The 16,714-nt window shown below is 39.7% G+C and carries 17 protein-coding genes; 12 read left to right on the forward strand and 5 right to left on the reverse strand.

Translation table 11 applies throughout. The features are described from left to right. Positions 1–35: 35 nt before the first annotated feature. The 3 genes from M2R48_RS01585 to gmk all read right to left on the reverse strand — a co-directional run bounded on the left by M2R48_RS01585 (position 36) and on the right by gmk (position 3,383). Positions 36–2,147 carry a RelA/SpoT family protein gene (locus tag M2R48_RS01585; protein ID WP_004718304.1) on the reverse strand — a complete coding sequence of 704 codons (2,112 nt, stop codon included), beginning with the start codon at positions 2,145–2,147 and terminating at the stop codon, positions 36–38. A 212-nt stretch (positions 2,148–2,359) separates the two neighbouring features. Further along, positions 2,360–2,641: a DNA-directed RNA polymerase subunit omega gene (gene rpoZ / locus M2R48_RS01590; protein ID WP_004718302.1), complete on the reverse strand. Its 282-nt coding sequence runs from the start codon at positions 2,639–2,641 to the stop codon at positions 2,360–2,362. Between the two features lie 121 nt (positions 2,642–2,762). Then, positions 2,763–3,383 (reverse strand): guanylate kinase, encoded by a 621-nt coding sequence (gmk, locus tag M2R48_RS01595; RefSeq protein WP_034617459.1) that lies wholly within the window; start codon positions 3,381–3,383, stop codon positions 2,763–2,765. A gap of 134 nt (positions 3,384–3,517) precedes the next feature. Here gmk and ispH point away from each other — a divergent pair, with 134 nt between their 5' ends. From ispH to rplS, 12 genes are all read left to right on the forward strand, one after another. Next, positions 3,518–4,468 carry a 4-hydroxy-3-methylbut-2-enyl diphosphate reductase gene (gene ispH / locus M2R48_RS01600; RefSeq protein ID WP_096732771.1) on the forward strand — a complete coding sequence of 317 codons (951 nt, stop codon included), beginning with the start codon at positions 3,518–3,520 and terminating at the stop codon, positions 4,466–4,468. Positions 4,469–4,608: 140 nt separating this feature from the next. Then, positions 4,609–5,097 carry a prepilin-type N-terminal cleavage/methylation domain-containing protein gene (locus M2R48_RS01605; protein WP_262084879.1) on the forward strand — a complete coding sequence of 163 codons (489 nt, stop codon included), beginning with the start codon at positions 4,609–4,611 and terminating at the stop codon, positions 5,095–5,097. Beyond that, positions 5,091–5,588: a type IV pilus modification protein PilV gene (gene pilV, locus M2R48_RS01610; protein WP_262084880.1), complete on the forward strand. Its 498-nt coding sequence runs from the start codon at positions 5,091–5,093 to the stop codon at positions 5,586–5,588. Before M2R48_RS01605 ends, pilV begins: the two co-directional genes overlap by 7 nt. Before the next feature lies 1 nt (position 5,589). Beyond that, positions 5,590–6,630: a PilW family protein gene (locus M2R48_RS01615; protein WP_262084881.1), complete on the forward strand. Its 1,041-nt coding sequence runs from the start codon at positions 5,590–5,592 to the stop codon at positions 6,628–6,630. Further along, entirely contained in the window at positions 6,627–7,400 is a 774-nt protein-coding gene (locus M2R48_RS01620; RefSeq protein ID WP_262084882.1) for a pilus assembly PilX N-terminal domain-containing protein, read from the forward strand. Before M2R48_RS01615 ends, M2R48_RS01620 begins: the two co-directional genes overlap by 4 nt. Positions 7,401–7,415: 15 nt before the next feature. Continuing rightward, positions 7,416–10,964 (forward strand): pilus assembly protein, encoded by a 3,549-nt coding sequence (locus M2R48_RS01625; RefSeq protein ID WP_410004172.1) that lies wholly within the window; start codon positions 7,416–7,418, stop codon positions 10,962–10,964. A gap of 11 nt (positions 10,965–10,975) precedes the next feature. After that, positions 10,976–11,440, forward strand: a complete 465-nt coding sequence (locus M2R48_RS01630; RefSeq protein ID WP_262084884.1) for a type IV pilin protein — start codon at positions 10,976–10,978, stop codon at positions 11,438–11,440. Further along, positions 11,434–11,901 carry a type IV pilin protein gene (locus M2R48_RS01635; RefSeq protein ID WP_262084885.1) on the forward strand — a complete coding sequence of 156 codons (468 nt, stop codon included), beginning with the start codon at positions 11,434–11,436 and terminating at the stop codon, positions 11,899–11,901. The genes M2R48_RS01630 and M2R48_RS01635 overlap by 7 nt, the downstream gene beginning before the upstream one ends. A 145-nt stretch (positions 11,902–12,046) precedes the next feature. After that, the gene (rpsP, locus tag M2R48_RS01640) at positions 12,047–12,304 is read left to right on the forward strand and encodes a 30S ribosomal protein S16 (RefSeq protein WP_004718284.1); all 258 of its coding nucleotides are present in this window, start codon (positions 12,047–12,049) and stop codon (positions 12,302–12,304) included. Positions 12,305–12,331: 27 nt separating this feature from the next. Next, positions 12,332–12,880, forward strand: coding sequence for a ribosome maturation factor RimM (rimM, locus tag M2R48_RS01645; protein WP_004718282.1), 549 nt, complete (start codon positions 12,332–12,334; stop codon positions 12,878–12,880). 42 nt (positions 12,881–12,922) lie between these two features. After that, the gene (gene trmD / locus M2R48_RS01650; RefSeq protein ID WP_004818651.1) at positions 12,923–13,663 is read left to right on the forward strand and encodes a tRNA (guanosine(37)-N1)-methyltransferase TrmD; all 741 of its coding nucleotides are present in this window, start codon (positions 12,923–12,925) and stop codon (positions 13,661–13,663) included. Positions 13,664–13,935: 272 nt separating this feature from the next. Beyond that, complete coding sequence (gene rplS / locus M2R48_RS01655) at positions 13,936–14,307, forward strand: 50S ribosomal protein L19 (protein ID WP_004718278.1); 372 nt, start codon at positions 13,936–13,938, stop codon at positions 14,305–14,307. Between the two features lie 57 nt (positions 14,308–14,364). On the opposite strand, the gene M2R48_RS01660 is transcribed toward rplS, so the two are convergent. Both M2R48_RS01660 and M2R48_RS01665 read right to left on the reverse strand, forming a co-directional pair. Continuing rightward, positions 14,365–15,333, reverse strand: a complete 969-nt coding sequence (locus tag M2R48_RS01660; protein ID WP_262084886.1) for a lipase family alpha/beta hydrolase — start codon at positions 15,331–15,333, stop codon at positions 14,365–14,367. A 262-nt stretch (positions 15,334–15,595) separates the two neighbouring features. Further along, entirely contained in the window at positions 15,596–16,570 is a 975-nt protein-coding gene (locus M2R48_RS01665; RefSeq protein WP_262084887.1) for an esterase/lipase family protein, read from the reverse strand. Positions 16,571–16,714 lie beyond the last annotated feature (144 nt).

Genomic DNA, 16,714 nt, shown 5'->3' on the forward strand with positions numbered 1-16,714 from the left:
ATCGAAGATTATCGATAAACATTACAGGTCTTAATTTAGCACGCTTTTGCTTTTAGCGTCTCATTAATTGAAACTGGCATAGACATTCGACTAATTCGAGGGAAACCAAATTGCATACGTAATTCACGAATGATTTGCGCAATTTGTTTACGATTATTCACCACGATATTCACATAGGTTTTATCTTCATGAGAGCGTACTGATTCAACCCCAGTTTTTGCTTTACGACATAAGTAAATCAATTCTGAAATTTGTTCATCGGTTAAAATAAGATCAATACTCAAATAAGCATTAAAGTTTACATCGTCTTCTTCTTCCGATGTCCATTGTAAGGACATGATATTTTCAGGATGTAAATGTTGTTCATGTAATAAGTTATGACAGCGGGCACGATGCACAATTAAGCCACGACGGGATAAATGTCCTTGAATAGGATCTCCCAAGACTGGGTTACAACAGTGTGCATATTTTACATCGACACCATCTGTACCTTGGATGAGGCGATTTGAAGCATGTTCTTCAGTGGCTTTAGATTGGGCAAATAAATGGTTAGCGACCAGTTGTGGTAGTAGGTCTCCCACTGCAATTTGTTCAAATAAAGTGTCTTTATCGGGCACATGACGCCACTCTAATAGATCTTTCCAATCCGCTTCGGATAAGTCTTTGGTCGAGCGATTAAACAGTTTTAAAGCACGATTGAGCGCTTGTTGCCCCACTAGGCGTTGTTCATCAGGATCTTGATCTCGCAAGATATTTTGAATCGCACGACGCGCTTTTTGGGTATTAATAAAGCTTAACCAGTCTGGGTTTGGCGTTGCCAATACATCGGTAATGACTTCAACCACCTGACCACTGACCAAAGGGGTTGAAAGCGGTTTAATTTCACCATTAATTTTGGCACCCACCGCATGGTTGCCTAAAAATAAACTCGCTGAATACGCAAAATCTACTGCTGTGGCGCCTTGTGGTAATTCATGTAGCTGTCCATGTGGGGTGTAGACCCAGATCTTTTCTTGATGTAAATAATCAAGTAGATCGCTAAATGTGGTTTTTGCACATTCACCACCGACAAGAAGATCTAAATTCTTCATCGATGCTTGGATCGCAGAACGACAAGCTTGTGGCGCATTTTCACCGAGGACCACACCAAAGCGTGCAGCTTTACGCATCAACTCGGTTTGAATGGTTAAGGACAACGTGGTACGTTCACCTTTGAGTTTGATCATTAAAGACTGATTTCCGCCTGGTAATGGGCGACGGATATGGTCTTCATAATCGATGACTTGAAAATTTTCACGTAAGGCATCGACCAAACGGTCACAATCCGCAATGCTTTGTAAAACGATTTCAAAAGCATGGCTATGGGTGAGCTCTTGTAAGTCGATTTCATTTTTTACAAAGTGGCGTAAGAGTTCGATATTGTTGTTTTTCTTTTTGATACGCCCTTGAATATTATAATTATTGAGCAACTCAGCTAAATTTTGTTCCCAAACCGATTGATATTTACAGCGCTCTGGTTTGGTTTTGAGTAAATTTTCTTGTACATCATTGTACATATCGAGATCTAGATTTTGATAGCACAGATGTTCTAAGTTATCTGCCATCTCGTTCATACCGACAAGCCGTGCCATAGGAACAAAGATATCAAAAGTTTCTTGTGCGATACGTGCACGTTTATCGGGCCGTAAAGCACCTAGAGTCGTCATATTATGATAACGATCGGCGAGTTTGATAATAATGACACGCGGGTCTTGTAAAGTGGCTTGAAGAATTTTACGGAAAGACGCAGCTTTATTATATTCTTTATCGCTGGAATGACTGAGTTTAGTGACCCCATCGACCAATTCAGCCACGGTTTTACCAAATTTTTCAGTGATATCTTCTTTGGTAAAATCTGTATCTTCAATCACATCGTGTAATAAGGCTGCCATGAGCGTTTCGGCATCCATACGCATATGTGCCAAGATACAACTCACCGCAATCGGGTGTAAAATATAGGGTTCACCACTTTTACGTGTAATACCATCATGCGCAATATCAGCATAATCACAAGCCACAAGTACTCGCTCGACATCACTTGGTTTTAAGTACGCGTCGATAATTACATTCAACTGTTGCTTGGATTGGCTGACCTGTTGGCCTGGCATAGAACACCTATCTTAAATTACAAATTTGAAATATTTTTCCTAATGCTTTAATGAAAAGCATATTGAGCCGCTTGTCAATTTCTAGACATCAAATATATCTATTTTTTTTAACAAATATTTTGAATTTTGTCGATTGATTGGCAAAACTTTTTGCAAAATAATTGAAATAAAAAAGCCTAGTTGAAAAACTAGGCTTTTTATAGAGGCTTTGCCTATTGGAAAGAAAAACCTTCAAGATTAAGATTGTTTGCTGATAAAGCAAGGTCAAGACTAGACGTTTGGTAATCTTGATCACGTTGCTTCAAGATATCTTTAGTCACATGACCAATCGCAATTTCACGTAATGCAACAACAGTCGGCTTATCATTGTCCCACTCAACAGTCGGTTCAATGCCTTGACGTGCCAATTGACGCGCGCGTTTGCTTGCCACTAGTACAAGCTCAAAGCGGTTGTCTACATGGTCTAAACAATCTTCAACGGTTACGCGTGCCATAAGAATTCTCGTTTGAATACAAATTTTTTAAATAGACTGTGCAGTATAAAATGCTTTCATCATAGACTCAAGTTTTAATCGAAGCTTATTTAGAAAGCATTTAGATCATAAGTATTTAGATCTAAGATTGTGGTGTAATCAGTTTGGTAATTAAAGCCTGATGACGATTTGCCTGTTGATCTATTTTTAAGCGATTGGCATTAATAACAGATTCCAAATCATGCAATGCTTTATTGAAATCATCATTGATGATGATGTATTCAAAGTTGACATATTGTTGCATGTCTTCTACAGCACAACTTAAACGATGTTCAATGACTTCAACAGAGTCAGTGCCACGATTTGAGAGACGTTGACGTAAGTCAAACTGCGTTGGAGGAAGAATGAAAATTTGTTTAGATTCAGGAAAAAGTTTACGAACTTGCTCAGCACCTTGCCAATCGATCTCAAGTAGCACATCATGGCCTTTCGCCAATTGGTCTTTTACAGTTGCTTGCGCAGTACCATAATAATTACCAAAAACTTCTGCATACTCAATAAAACCACCTTGATTGACTTGATCGAGAAAGTTTTCTTTAGAGGTAAAATGATAATGAACACCGTCGAGTTCGCCAGGTCGCTGACCACGAGTCGTATGTGAAACAGAAACGTGTAAATTGCTCACACGCTCAAGTAGCGCTTTAACGAGAGATGTTTTGCCTGTTCCTGATGCCGCAGAAACGACAAACAATAGACCCGACATGATATTTTTCCTGATATGATAAAATATCTTCTCTATTTTAGAGTAGAGCGAAGACAAACAAAACTGTTTTTACACATTGTTTGTGTTTAATCGATAAAATATATCCAACCATTGAAGTGAGCATTGAGGGTTTTATGGAAATTGTATTGGCTAATCCGCGTGGATTTTGTGCAGGTGTAGATCGTGCAATTGCCATCGTCAATCGTGCGCTTGAATGTTTTAATCCACCTATTTATGTCCGTCATGAAGTGGTTCATAACAAATTTGTGGTTGACGATTTACGTCAGCGCGGTGCGATTTTTGTGGATGAATTAGATGAAGTGCCTGACGATAATATTGTTATTTTTAGTGCACATGGCGTATCAAAGGCTGTTCAACAAGAAGCAGAACGTCGTGGTTTAAAAGTATTTGATGCAACCTGCCCATTGGTCACCAAAGTACATATTGAGGTCACGAAATATGCACGTGAAGGAACCGAAGCAATTTTGATTGGTCATGAGGGTCACCCTGAGGTTGAAGGGACTATGGGGCAGTATGACAAAAAGAATGGCGGTGAAATTTATCTGGTTGAAGATGAAGAAGATGTCGCTTCATTAACAGTACATCATCCTGAAAAAATAGCATTTGTGACCCAAACAACTTTATCTATAGATGATACGGCCAAAGTAATTGATGCTTTACGAAATAAATTCCCTCAAATTCAAGGGCCTCGTAAAGATGATATTTGTTACGCCACGCAAAACCGCCAAGATGCTGTACGTGATTTAGCAACACAATGTGATGTGGTGTTGGTGGTTGGCTCTCCAAACTCATCGAATTCGAATCGGTTACGTGAGTTGGCTGAACGGATGGGGAAACATGCTTATCTGATCGACAACGCAGATGAGTTAAAGCAGGAGTGGTTTAACGTCAATCATAAGATCGGCGTTACAGCAGGGGCATCTGCACCTGAGATTTTAATTAAGCAAGTGATTCAACGCTTACAGGACTGGGGTGCAACAGCACCACAAGAATTAAATGGTCGTGAGGAAAACATCACATTTAGCCTGCCAAAAGAGCTACGGATTCATGTAACGCAAGCTTAAATTTAAACTTTATTTTTTAAGCAGATAGCTGAGATTTCAGTTATCTGCTTTTTTATGCCTTTTATCCAACTTGTATTGGTTTTGTAAGTATTTAAGTTATGATTTTTAATAGGGTAGCATTTTGTTGCAATGGGGGCGCAATGCAAAAAAATCGAGGATTCACCTTAATTGAATTGATGGTGACGATTGCTGTTTTGGCGGTTATTGCAATGATGGCAGCACCTTCTTTTGGAGATATGTTTCAGCGACAGAATTTGAATAAAAGTACGCAAGAGTTAATTCTAACTTTAAATAAAGCAAGATCTGTCGCTGTTCTTGAGCGTAGAGTGATTGAAGTGAAACTTGCAACCACTTCGACAGCTGATCAAGTGGTGGATACAGTGAAGAAGCTTAACTGGTCTCCTTCTGGGAAATCCATATTAAAGACAGGCTCAGTCGATTCTATTTTCTTTGGTATCTCAGGTGGTGTTTTCGTAACAGATCCAAATGATGCAACGCTTATGATTCCTGCAACAGCAGATACAGTTTTTACTGTATGCAATACTTATATTAATAATGACAAAAATGCAAAAAAGATAACAGTTTCTAGAATGGGAACCATTCAGCCAATTATAGAAGGGGCATGCTAATGAAATATCAAAAAGGTATTGGCATGATGGAGATATTGGTTGCTTTATTAATTTTAGCAATCGGTGTTTTAGGCTTTATTGCTTTGCAATATAGAGCCTTGGAAGCAACATCTGAAAGTACTTATCGTGTACAAGCGGTCACTATTGCAAGAGACTTAGCTGAACGTATACGGGTAAATCGTAATGCTTTTTCTGTTTATAAAACTGAATTAAGCACGGCTGCTAATCAGAAAACCTACAAAACTAATTGCCTAACAACAAGTTGTTCAGATACCGATTTGGCCGATTTTGATGTTTCTCAAATTACCACGAGAGCTGCGGTATTTGGTATGACGATGAATATTATGAATTGTCAAAATACCAATAATAGAAGTTGTATTTATGTGGCGTGGGGTGATTCCAGTGCAACAGATGGTAGTAATTCGGGGGATTGTACAAATGGCAATGCCTATAACCCGAATTCTACCTGTATAATTATGGAGACCTATTAAAATGATAAATCAAAAGGGTTTCACATTAATCGAGTTAATGATTTCAATAACATTGGGTTTGATTATTTCAGCTGCGGCGGTTCTCTTGTTTATGACAGGACAAAAAAGTTTGTCTATGCAACAAAGTGTGTCTGATCTTCAAGATAATGCAAATTTTGGCTTAAATTATATTACCAAAGATCTTCGCTTAATGAATCTAAATAGTACCAAAGCGATTATGGATGATCAGACAGTTTTTGGGGGTATTGTTCTCACATCTTCTGTTAACCCTGTGAATATTGGAACTAAAACAGTACCTATCAATGTCAGTAATTTAAGTTCGTCGATTAAGGGGACAACAGCTGGATTAAATTTTTTATCACGGAGTGCTGGGTTTACTACAGGAACATCCCCAGAGTGGTCTGGTGCTTCCAACGTACAAGTGAGTGGTAGTGACCAACCGAGTGATCAATTGACAATCCAGTATATGCCTCAGTATAGAATAGAAGAGCGTGGAACCGGAAAAGTTCAAACTTATGTTGGGGGTTTTGATTGTGAAGGGAATGAATTGGCTTTTCCTGTAACAGCAGGCCGTTACATGGTCGTGCAGCGCTACTTTTTAAGAGCAGATGTAAATAAAAGCGCCAATGAACCCAATCAAACTCTTGCTTTAGCCTGTGATGCTGGAACTTACCCAGAAACAGGAACTCCTGCTGCAATTACTGGTTTTGGTGGTGCGGGTGAAATTGTAATGAAACGAGTTGATCATTTAAGAATTCTTCTGGGCGTTCAAAATGATAGTGGGCGTCGTTATATGTCTATTAAAGAATATATGGATGCTACAGCTCCACATCCCAGAATTGTGTCTATTCAATTTGGAATATTAGCACGTTCATTGCAGTCAGTAAGTGATGCGAAATCGATTAAAGATGATCAAACATTTGTTGTATTAGATCAGACCGTAACAGTTAAGACGCCAAAAACGTCTTCGCCAAAATACGTAAGGCAGGTCATCTCACAGACCATCGCATTACGTAATGCAATAGGGGAGCGTGGTGAATGAAAAAGTATCAAACTGGTGCGACATTAATTCTGGTTTTAATCTTCCTTGTTGCGATGACGATTATTGGTACTTTGGCAATTCGTCAGAGTATGGTTTCTTTAAGCATTGCAACAAATAGTCAAGTACAACAGCTATTAACGCAAAACTCAGATGCGGCACTTTACAAAGCTGAGAATCCAAGCGATTTAGCATATAGCTTAAGCCCAGCGGGATTATTTGGTTATATCAATAATGCTAAAGACAAAAATAAAGAATTAGTTTTTTGTTTCCGTGGAGACCAAACTCAGTTTTTTAGTATTAGCCAAGCGAGTTTAATGCAGTGGAAAGAAGGCTCAAACGGACTAACGAATAATAGTTTGGGGACAAGAGGGTATTGTGATACATCGGCGAATAGTACTACCAACTGGTTTACCAGTGGTCGTAGAGCGGTTTTAACACAGGTTTCTGTAAAGTTTCCAACAGACACTAGTTTGGATAATCCTTTTTATGATCGTGCAAGGGGCAGTGACTCGCAAAAGGGGCAGATCGAAGAAGCCAAGCGGGTGAAAATTTTTGCAGTGTCTATTATGCCATCACTATCCAAAGCTTCTCGTGCAGATATCAATAACTGTTTATCGGGTCGAATGAATCAAGTTACTGTTCCAGAAGATAAAGACCCATCTACTTTAACTGCAGATCAAAAAATAGATATAACAGCTTGTTTAGCTGGATTAAATGTGCCTTTCACCACGCAAGTGAGTGAGTATACGATTACCCAAGATTTCACTTAAGTGGGAGAACAGATGATGAAAATTAAAAAAATGAAATTTGATTTATTTCAGCGTTTTCAAGCCAAATTTCTCACGCTATGTGTATCGGCAATCAGTACTGGTTTAGTTCTCAGTAGTGTTGCTCAAGCAAGTGATATTGACGTTTATCAGGAAGCAAAATCTGGAGATATCACACTGGTTTTGATGTTGGATATATCTGGGAGTATGGATAGTCGTTCCATCAGAGATGATTATGGAATTAACTCGAATTGTACAACTGATCAAGCGCCTGGTGGTTATAGTCGAACTTATTGTTCTGTTAATCAGATCTATGCTTCTGCAACTGTAAAAGATCCAAAAACAGGTTGTACATTGGTCGGGACGACATATCGTTGTTATGACCGAATTTCTCGCTTAAAAGACGGTGTGTTTGATTTATTGCAAGGCAATGCGGCTAAAGGTGTAACTCGTCTTGATGATGATAAAATCATTGGTTTATCAACATTAGGAGTGTATCTGACTCGCTATTATGATACAGGGCGAGTTGTTGTACCCGCTAGGGCTTTGGGGGCAGATGTAGGACTTCAAAAGCATAGAGATGTTATTCTTAATGCCGTGAGAGGATTATCTGCGTCTACAAATACGCCAACTGCACGGTCATTTGCTGAAACAGTCGCTTATTTGATGGGGACGACTACAGCAGGAGTGAGCAACAGTGGATTTGGCTACTCAGACTTAAGCACCAAAAATTTAGCACAAACTTTGTATAGTTCTCCTACATCCTTAAGTCAGGATGATGGGATAAAAAAATGTAGTGGACAAGGTGTTTATGTACTTACAGATGGTGAACCAACGCAAGATTCTAGTTCCTTATCTTTAATGCGAAAAGCTTTAGGAAGTGAGGGATCTTATTTTGCTTGTGATAATAGTAGTTGGGGATGTATCCATGCGATGACCAGAACACTTTTAAATCCAGCGAATAATCCTAAAGGTTTAAAGTTTAAATCGGCTGTAGTGGGCTTTGGCTCAGGTTTTAACAATGTTCCATCATATGATAAGACTAAAACCCAACAAGAGAATATTGATGCATTGGGAGTAATAAATACCAATGTTAAAAATGCTGCATATTGGGGAATTATCGGTGAAGGTGGTTGGTATTCTGGCACTAGTTCTCAAGACGTTGTAAATAGTGTAAATGAATTTATTAATAGTTTATCTACAGAGATCCCTGCGGTGACCACTGGCTCTCCTACAATTGCGAGAGATGCTTTAAATCCATCAGTATTACAAAAAGAAGCTTATTATCCCCAATTTCAACCAACACCAGATAAATCTTATCAACTTTGGTCTGGTAACTTAAAAAAATACAATGTTGTTTTAGGTGTCTTGAAGGATAAAAGTGGGAATTCTATTACAGATTCACAAGGCCGTATTATTGACAACTATGATCTTTGGGCTCGCGCTGTAAATGATGCTGTAAAAGATGCAGATGAAGATACTGTTGGCAGTATAAAGTTTGCATTAGTTGGCGGAGCAAAATCACAACTTGAATTACGTACGACAGCAAATACTGATAATCGTAAGTTATTAACCAATCGGATTATAAATGGTACAGGTAGTTCAGCGACTTTTGTAAACAGTACAACCTTAAGGCAAGTTAAATCGACAGATTTAACGGATACTAATTATAAAAATGATATGAATCGAGGTTATCTAATTTCGTTATTAGGCTATAACGTTGATGCATCAAATCCTAATGGAATTAATTTAACGACAGCAGCTGAATTGCGTCAGGTGGGTGCAGTCATGCATTCATCTCCTCTTCTTTTAACAAATAAAGGAACAATCACATATACAGACAATGTATTGGGATCAAAGGATCGAGAAGACTATGTGCTATTTGGGACCACACAAGGGTTATTGCATGTAGTTGATGCAAAAACTGGTAAAGAAAAATTTGCTTTTGTTCCAAATGAAATGGTGGAAAGTCAGAAGCAGGCTTTTTTAGATTATGAAACGACTTCTGGTGGAACCGGAAATCTTTTTTATGGTGTAGATGGGCCTTGGACAACATATACCGAATATGTTGTAGATAGTAGTGGTGCATTGACTGTAGGTACAGGAGTTGACTCGCAGCAAGGTACTCAATTGGCCTATGGTGGTTTACGTATGGGAGGGCGTAGTTATTATGCGCTTGACTTAACAAATGTGAATGATCCTAAGTTAAAGTTTCAGATTTCACCAGCAGATAGAAAAGTTTTTTACAACGGCTCAAGTCGTTCATTTGATCAATTACAATATATGGGGCAAAGTTGGTCTAAGCCTACGATTGCTTGGGTGAAGTGGGGGAAATCTCGTAAACGTGTGATGTTTGTGGGTGGCGGTTATGATGCTGGTGGTGACGATGGTGATGCACGTACCGGTGGTGTAAAAGGTGCATATGCTGGCTATGAAAGTGACTCATATAACCAAACCAATAAAAAGGGTGGTGGGGTATATATGTTTGATGCTGATAATGGCGACTTACTGTGGTGGGCGAGTGCAAATGCATCAGCGACCTCTTCTGCAACAGCGGATAGTGGTGTAATGAGCATAAAAGATGATAATTTAAAATATAGTGTTGTTAGCGAAATTCGCGCAGAAGATCGTAATAGTGATGGCCTTGTCGATCACTTGTATTTTGGTGATTTAGGTGGGCAACTTTTCCGTATTGATTTAGATAATACGGCAACCACATTAGGTAGCTTTGCTAAGGCACCTAAAATGCTCCTAAATTTACACGGGACAAATGGCACTAGCGCTAGATTTTATGAAATGCCAGCTTTTTCTGTATATGATCATGCGGGGAGTACTTTTGCTGTCGTTTCTATAGGCAGTGGAAATAGAAGTGCGCCATTGGTTGATTATACTGTTGGTACAACTGGGCGTGACTATGATGCCGTTTATAATATTTATGACAAGGATGTAACCGCTCGCGACTTATTTAAAACGACATATACACCAAAACTTACTACAGCACTGACTCTGTCAAGTTTGGGTGAGGTGACTCAAGTGAATAGGAATGATAATACAACACTCGTTGCACCTTATACAGGGAATGGTTGGTACTTTAAATTCAGGTCGCAAAAGCCTCAGAGTGCCAAAGTATTTGCTACACCCGTTGTATTGAATAGCAGGATGTTTGTCACAACGTTTGATGGTAGTAAAGATGGTCTTTCTGGTGATTGTGGTGCTGGTATTAAAGGTGAAAGCTTTATGAATCAGTTCTGTATGCCATTTGGTCAATGTGTGAAAGCTGCTGGTGGTTCAGGCTCTGGTGATCCTGAATGCTCTTCTGGTGATGGTTGTAGTGTAGGACCTGGTATTCAAGTACCACCTATTGTCGATGATAAAAAAAAATGTGACCCAGCAACTGACCCAAATCAATGTAAAGAGATTCCAAAACCTGGTGATGGTACGAATAATAAAAATTATTGTATTACAACAGGTAACCGTGGCGCGGCTGTGAAAAATGGTATTGTTTCGACAGGTTCTAGCCATATTTGTTTAGTACCACAGCGTTGGTTTGAATATAGCAGCCGCTAAGAGAAGCAAATATGAATGGAAATTTAAAAAGTTCTTTGGGCTTTACATTAATTGAACTTATGGTTGTGGTGATAATTGTTGCAATATTTGCAGCAGTTGCCATTCCAAGCTATCAAAGTTTTGTTCGTAGATCTACAGCAGCACAGGCACAACAAGAAATTCAGCGAATTGCTACGCTTTTAGAGCGAAATAAAAGCCGCAATTTTAATTATCTAGGTTTTACTATTACTCCAGATCCTTTTGTTATACCTACAGGATCAACAGGAAGCGCCGTAAAATATTCGATCACAGTCATGGATGGAACCGATTCTTCTAGGGCATTAACAAATGCTGCGGCAGCTGGTCAAGATTACATCATTCGAGCATTATCAACGGACGCTAAAAACTTTAGTTATGTGTTGAGTAGTACAGGGTTGCGTTGTAAAAAACTAGGGATAACAATGGATTATAGTTGTGAAGGGGCTGAAGCATGGTAAATAAGCGAAGTGGCTTTACACTAATTGAACTGATGATCATTGTTGCGATAATCGCAATCTTGGTTGCTTTTGCTTATCCTTCGTATCAGGAGTCTATACGCCGTACCAAACGGGTAGATATGCAAGCCTCCATGCAACAAATCGCTTCTCAAATTCAACGATATAAAATCGCAAATTTTACCCTGATAGGTGCAACCAAAACTGATTTAGGTATTGAAGCTAATTATCCTATTCAAGGAGCAGCGTTATACACAGTGAGTATTTCACCAGTAGATAGTGCAGGAAAGGTTACATCTAATTCATGGTCTATAGTAGCCACGCCAGTCACAACTGGAGGGCAAAAAGGGTATGGTGATATTGTATTAAACTCACGTGGAGAACGTTGTTGGACAAAAGGTACAGATCTAAATGGCGGAACGCCATGCACCCCATCAGCAACCACAAATTGGGATGGTAAATAAAAATTAAATTCAAAATTGTGGATAAATAAAATTTGATCTTTCTTTCATGACAAAGATAACGTAAAATATTGCCCTCTATGAAAGGGGTTTGAAATGTATCGATGGTCGGTACAAGGATAATCCGTAAAAACTATAAGGTTCTATCATGGTTGTAATTCGTCTAGCACGCGGTGGTGCTAAAAAACGTCCGTTCTATCAAGTAATCGTAACTGATAGCCGCAATGCGCGTGACGGTCGTTTCATCGAACGTATTGGTTTCTTTAACCCTACAGCTCAAGGTAAAGCAGAAAAACTTCGTTTAGATGCTGACCGTTTTGCTCACTGGGTTGCTCAAGGCGCTCAACCGTCTGAACGTGTTGCTTCTTTAGCTGCTCAAGCTAAGAAAGCTGCAGCTACTGCATAATTAAATCTTTAATTAGGCAGTAAGCCCATGACACCAGCACAGAATGTGCCCGAAGATCGTATTCAGATTGGACAGCTACGTTCAGCATATGGATTAAATGGGTGGCTCTGGGTCTATTCCAATACAGAACCTATGAGCAACATATTTGACTACCTTCCTTGGTACATTGAGACCAAAGCAGGTTGGCAAATTGTAGACGTAAAACGTTGGAAACCACATGGTAAAGGCTTGGTTGTTTCGTTGAAAAGTGTGAGTGATCGCACCGCAGCAGACAGCTTAGTTGGCGCAAATGTTTGGATTTCAAAATCGCAACTGCCTCAAGCAGGCGTGGACGAGTATTACTGGTCTGATTTAAAAGGTCTAATTGTATTAGGTCTGAATGAAGAAGAACAGGAAGTAAATCTTGGTCAAATCCACGAATTGTTTGAAACAGGTGCCAATGATGTCATGGTTGTTCGTGCAACAGCAGATAGCATCGATGGCGAAGAGCGAATGATTCCATGGCATAAAGATGTGGTACAACGCGTTGATCTCGAAGCTGGTCGTATCTATGTCAATTGGGGCGTAGATTTCTAATCCGATAAGGATTGGCGCAGCAGGAAAATAGAGGAGTCTGCGATGTTTTTTGCAGTCATTACGCTTTTTCCTGAAATGTTTGAAGCGATTACAGCGTACGGAATTAGCGGGCGAGCGGCAAAGCGTGACATTGTACAAGTTCATTGTATCAATCCGCGAGAATTTGCTGAGGGTAACTACAAACGAGTGGATGAACGTCCATTTGGTGGTGGTCCTGGTATGGTGATGATGGCTGAGCCTTTGGCAAAAGCAATCCACCATGCAAAAGAGCTTGCAAAGCAAGCAGGTGCAGTTCATGTTCCTGTGGTGTATATGTCTCCACAAGGGCAGACCTTAAATGAACCTGCAGTACAACAATTTGTTGAATATGACGGATTAATTGTGCTGTGTGGACGTTATGAGGGAGTTGATGAGCGTTTGATCCAAAAATATGTTGATCAGGAATGGTCGATTGGAGATTACGTATTATCAGGCGGTGAACTCCCTGCGATGGTTTTATTGGACAGTATTATTCGACGTTTGCCGAATACCATGTCAGATGAACAATCAGCAGTGCAGGACTCATTTGTGGATGGTCTTTTAGATTGCCCACAATATACCAAGCCAGATCATTTTGAAGGTTTGGATGTTCCTGAAGTACTTAAGTCAGGGCACCATGCCAATATTGAGAAATGGCGGTTTTTGCAACGCTATCAACGCACTTTAGAACGCCGACCTGAGTTGGTGGAAAAAGTTGAGTTGACCAAGCAGCAAAAAAAATGGCTAAAAGATGAGCGAGGGTAGGCAAGCATTGATCATGTTTGTTTCAACGCACGTCAGAAGCTGTACTTCTTATCAGGAAGACAACAATTCATCATTGTTGTCCTGCGGAATGTGAGTTCCATAAGAAGTCGGCTTCGAGAAAATACTTATGATTAAGTACTTATATTAGGCTCTTTATTGATCTGAATAACATCAGCAATAAAGGGAAAGATAAACGGGTTGATACGCGATTTAGCCTCTATCCCCAGCGGTTGTGCAGACCTCTTCTGTCCCGCAAAACGGAGATTCCCACAATGAGTGGTAAACATCCTTTAGTTCAAGCAATTGAAAACCAACAGTTAAAAACTGACCTCCCAACTTTTGCTCCTGGTGACACAGTTATCGTTCAAGTAAAAGTAAAAGAAGGTGATCGTGAGCGTCTTCAGGCTTTTGAAGGCGTAGTTATTGCGAAGAAAAACCGTGGCTTGAACTCTGCGTTCACAGTACGTAAAATTTCTAGTGGTGTTGGTGTTGAGCGTGTATTCCAAACTCACTCTCCAATCGTTGCTAAAATCGAAGTGAAACGTCGTGGTGACGTTCGTCGTGCTAAGCTTTATTACCTACGTGAATTGTCTGGTAAAGCTGCGCGTATTCGTGAAAAATTACCAGCGCGTAAACAAGGTTAATTTTAACTTTGCTTTACAGCTAAAAAATGCGCCATTTGGCGCATTTTTTGTTTCTTGCTAAAGTCCTTGTAGTTTTAGGCGATTAGTATGTTCACGATAGACTTGTACTGGGTCTGGTGAAAAAATTGCACGCAATCCTAAAATTTGATTGACCTCATCTAAGTGATTCCATCGATAATCATCACGAATCGTTTTACCGAATTTGGCACTACATCGTGGAACTAAACCATCATTATCACGACCAGCGTTAATCAATAGGCTTGTGCCAAGTAGGGCAGAATCTAAGTCGAGAAGATTTGTAACGGCGGTATTGCCCGTAAATGAATAGAATTGAATCCCTTTTTCTTGATAAGCCCCTTCACCACAAGCTGTGGTGCCAACGCCCATCGGGAATTTACTGTTAAATAGCGCAGAACCTTCAATGGTGAGGCTTTTCCCACCTGCCAACGCATCATGGGGAAGTTCTTTCGGGTCAAGACCTTGTGCCCAGACAATTGCTTTTGAAAATAAATTGACCACACTCACCAATGGGCCTTGAAGTGGCGAGCCTTCTATACTTAAGATAATGTTTGCAACAGGGCTGCCTTTTTGTGGTGAACCAACAGCGGTTACAGATGCAATTTGGTTAGGCATGATGCCTGCGACATAACGGCTGGTTGGGCCACCATGGGAATGTCCAATCAGGTTGACTTTTTGATTGCCGGTAATTGCCAGAATCTCTTCTACTTGCTGAGCCAATTGCTCACCACGGACTTCAGTAGAATTAAAGGGTGATACTCGCGTAGCCCATGTATTGGCGCCGTTGCGAGCCAAATCTGGTAAAATTTGATACCAGTAGTCTAATCCTAAAACATCACCAGCACGAATAAACCCAGCCATACCGTGCACAAATACCACAGGATATTTGGTTTTTGCATAGTCCGAGTTTACTTTACTGACAGTTACTTTTTGCGCATTATTAGATGCATATGCGGTTGATAATGTACTCGCCAGCAGCAGACTCGCGATAATACGTCCATATTTCATGTTAAAACTCCATCTATTTTATTATTGGGCGATTTACATACCTCAATTTTAAATGTATTGAGTGTAAAGCCTCGATTCTGATCATGTTTGCAGGAACGCAAACTTTAACTTCTTTGTTTTTTTAATCTCATATCAAATCAGATTCTGGAATTCGAAATTCAATACGATGTTCAATATAAAATTTGAATCCAGAATCAATTACTATTCAACTATAAAATATACTGAATGAACAGTACATTTTATCGCCTCTCATCGGCAATATTTACAAGCCTTGTAATTTCAGACGATTGGCATGCTGACGATATTGAGCAAGTGGATTCGGCGCAAAAAATAGCCCACGTAGCCCTAAAACATGATTGATTTCATCCATGTGTGTTTGACGGTAATTGTCTCGAATCACTTGCCCATAATGGGTATTGCAACGATTCATCATGCCATCATTGTCTAGATTTTTATAAGACAAAGGCGCGAGTGTAGAAATGACGCCATCCATAACATCAAAAATGTTGGTGAATTGAGCTGTACCCGTCCAAGAATAATGATAAACACCATTGGCTGTTAGTTTTTGACCATTACCACAGTCTTTGGGAATCGCAGCGCTTGGAAATTTTGCATTAAATTCAGCAGCCCCTTGTTCGCTCACACTTTGTAAAGAGTTATTCAGACTGAGGGGGAGGGATGGATTACCTTCGAGAAGTGTAATCACAGGTGCTAAGATATATTGACTAAAAACTGTCAGAAGCGTATTTGCGCCTCGATTACTTAAAATATCATCCGCGATCTTAGAACCTTTAATTGCCCCTGCAACAGCAGTTAAAGAAGCAACTTTTGTGGGTGCAACAATTTCAATATAACGAATTGTTGGACCACCATGACTATGTCCAATCAGATTGACTTTGGGTGAGCCAGTCAGTGCGATGACTTCATCAACTTGCTGTAAGAGCTGTTCACCACGAAGCTGTGTCGATTCCAATGGGGAGACTTGTGTCGCATAAACTTTTGCGCCATTGCGAGCTAAATCAGGGAGGATCTGATAGAAATAATCTATGCCAAAGGAGGAAGGCCCTAGACGTGTGAAACCGAACATCCCATGATTAAATACAATCGGATATTTGGTTTTTGCATAGTTTGAACTGACATAACGTGGATTTACAGTTTGTAAGCCAGATGCAGATGCAGTCATCGAACTTAATCCAATGATTAAACTCAGGGCGAAAATATTGATCTTAAATTTCATATTAAAATACTCTTGTTGTTTTTAAGTGAATTGTTGATTGACATGAAGTCTATGTTATAAGCTAAAAGTTGCTTACAACCCTTATGGTCTCAAGCGATTGGCATACCATCATTATCGTTATTGCTCTAAATCAAAGGTGCAAGT

This window comes from Acinetobacter sp. I-MWF (genome assembly GCF_025433935.1).
Lineage (GTDB): Bacteria > Pseudomonadota > Gammaproteobacteria > Pseudomonadales > Moraxellaceae > Acinetobacter > Acinetobacter guillouiae.